This window comes from uncultured Campylobacter sp., assembly GCF_938040115.1.
Classification (GTDB): domain Bacteria; phylum Campylobacterota; class Campylobacteria; order Campylobacterales; family Campylobacteraceae; genus Campylobacter_A.
In genome coordinates this window covers 1-2331 of the sequence record NZ_CALHXD010000080.1, presented here as the reverse complement: position 1 = coordinate 2331, position 2331 = coordinate 1, and the positions used below count along the sequence as shown (strand labels likewise).

Here is a 2331-nt window from a genome sequence, read left to right as displayed (position 1 = left end):
CTCGCTTTGCGAGACGATAAAAAGGACGTTCTCGCTGCGCAAAGCACAAATTTGATCGACATTGCCTAGCTTGTCTCCTATTTTATCCTTTTCGCCAGCGTTGCCCGCTTCATCCTCGCACCCCTCAAAGATAATGTTTGAGGGCGGAAAATCAGCTCTAAACTTCTCCGTTTCGCCCCGTTCATTAGCCTCCTTTAGTAGCGCAAAAACCGCCTCGCAAAGCTGCGTCATACCCTCGCGCTCATCGACCGCATCCTCGCCCTTGTAGGCGTCCCAGCCGTGCACCTCGGCAAAGGCCACCATATCGTTTACGGCCTTGGCATATTTCTCGCCCTTTTCGTTCCACTCTTTTTGCCACTCCGCCTTAAGCGCCTCATAGTCCAAGTTTTTCATTGATTTTCCTTAGGTTTGTTGTCCGCTTTTTCGCTGCGATTCGCGAAATTTTAGCCAAGACCGCTAAAGCTAAATTTAACGTCTCTAAAGCCAGCAAATTTAGCTCGGCAAATAAGCAAAACGCTCTTAAAATTTACCATCAACCCAAGCTTGCCGAATTTAAGACGCGTAAATTTGAGCGCAAAACCGGCCTCGTCCACCTACTAGCTCCGCCAGAGCTTTTCTACCTGTGCGGCGTCCTCGTCCGCGAGCTCAAAGCCGAAAATATCGATATTTTCAAGCAATCGCTCCTTGCTATCGGAGTTTACTACCGCGCAAACCCCGTGTTGTACGAGCCAACGCAAGATGATTTGCATCCGCGTTTTACCGTATTTCTCGCTGATTTGCGCAAGCGCGAGCTTTTTTAGCTCTTCGCCGGGCTCATATAGCAGCTGTACTTGCACGTCATGGTCGGTCACCTTGCCGCGCGCAGCAAAGCGCCGCAGATAGGAGCTAGAGCGCGTCTGATAAACCGCGGGTTTAACTTCGCTACCTTGCTCGATTTTGGCTAAATTTTCGACTCCAAATTCTCCAGGGTAATCGCAAATGCCGATCGACGCCGCAAGTCCCTCACGGTAAAGCCGCTGCAAAACGCCCCAAGCAAGGCTAACATCGCCCGCCCCTACGCGCAGTAAAAGTAGATCGACGTAGTCGATATTTAGTTTTTTAGTGAGCGCTCAAAGCTTTTTATCATGCCGCTTTCATTGCCGTTTTGAGCCTCGAGCGCGCTTTGGATAAATAGCTGTCCGCGCTCTAAGCCGCTAGCCGCAAATGCAGCTGCTACACCCTCCTCGTCTCCGTCCGTATCGATCAGGCGGTAGCCTAGGCCTAGAGCCGCCCCCAGCGCATTTTTGTCTTTCAAATCATCAAATTTAGCTGCGCTAAGTCCGACGATCGGCATCAAAATTCTATTATTTAGCGTGAGATATGGCGTCATCGCAGCAAGCCTCTCGCCGAGATTTTTCGCACCGCTTAGATCTACGCCGTCCGTCAAATTTACCACATTGGTCTTGCTAGTCTGCTCGGCAAACAAATCCAGCCCTACAGCAAGCCCCGCCGCACAAGTCGCCGCGCCCTTTATGAAGTCCCTTCTTTGCATTTTCGCTCCATTTTTGATTTTATCGATTGCTTGGCTAAATTTAAATTTGCAAAACAAAAGGCACCGCCGCGCCCAAATTTATTTAAAATCACGGAAATCTAAAATTTGCTTGCGACAAACAAGGTCTGAAAAAGCCGCATTTAAATTTATCTAAATACGCCCGAGTAAAAATTTACGCTCGCCAAACTGGGTCCAGAGCTAAAAAGTCAAATTTAGATCTCAAACGCGCAGGAGCTTGGCTGTCCGCCTTCAAATCCCTTTTTAAACCACGTCATACGCTGTTTTGACGAGCCGTGCGTGAACGAGTCTGGCGTCACGCGGCCTTGGTATTTTTTCTGCAGCGCATCGTCGCCTATCGCGCTAGCGGCGTTTAGCGCCTCCTCGATGTCGCCGTCTTCTAGCACCTTGTAGCGCCCCATGTAGTGCGCCCAGACGCCCGCATAGCAGTCGGCCTGCAGCTCGACTTTGACTTGCAAGGCGTTTTGCTCGATAGGGCTTTTGGTGCGCGATTTTAGCTCGTTTATTTTACCGAGCGTGCCTAGTAAATTTTGCACGTGATGTCCGACCTCATGGGCGATCACGTAGGCCTGCGCGAAGTCGCCCGCGGCCTTGTATTTGGCCTCTAGCTCGTCAAAAAAGCTAAGATCCAGATAGACTTTTTTGTCCGCGGGGCAGTAAAAAGGCCCCGTCTGCGAGCTCGCCGTGCCGCACGCGCTAGAGACCGCGTCCCTAAAAAGTACCAAACTAGGCTCCTTGTACTGCGCGCCGCTCGCCTTAAACACCTTGCTCCACACGTCCTC

At 50.9% G+C, this 2331-nt stretch carries 4 protein-coding genes and 1 pseudogene; all 5 read right to left on the bottom strand.

Annotated elements, in window-relative coordinates; all coding sequences use genetic code 11:
* A pseudogene (locus Q0314_RS03040) lies at positions 1-393 on the bottom strand (hypothetical protein); the annotation flags it as partial.
* Positions 394-443: 50 nt separating this feature from the next.
* Complete coding sequence (locus tag Q0314_RS03035) at positions 444-593, bottom strand: hypothetical protein (protein WP_298056376.1); 150 nt, start codon at positions 591-593, stop codon at positions 444-446.
* 3 nt (positions 594-596) lie between these two features.
* Positions 597-1022 carry an aldo/keto reductase gene (locus Q0314_RS03030; RefSeq protein WP_298056373.1) on the bottom strand — a complete coding sequence of 142 codons (426 nt, stop codon included), beginning with the start codon at positions 1020-1022 and terminating at the stop codon, positions 597-599.
* A 68-nt stretch (positions 1023-1090) separates the two neighbouring features.
* Positions 1091-1531 carry a twin-arginine translocation signal domain-containing protein gene (locus tag Q0314_RS03025; RefSeq protein WP_298056370.1) on the bottom strand — a complete coding sequence of 147 codons (441 nt, stop codon included), beginning with the start codon at positions 1529-1531 and terminating at the stop codon, positions 1091-1093.
* Between the two features lie 212 nt (positions 1532-1743).
* Positions 1744-2331, bottom strand: a 588-nt coding sequence (locus Q0314_RS03020; protein WP_298056368.1) for a neutral zinc metallopeptidase, incomplete at its 5' end; no start/stop codon positions are given.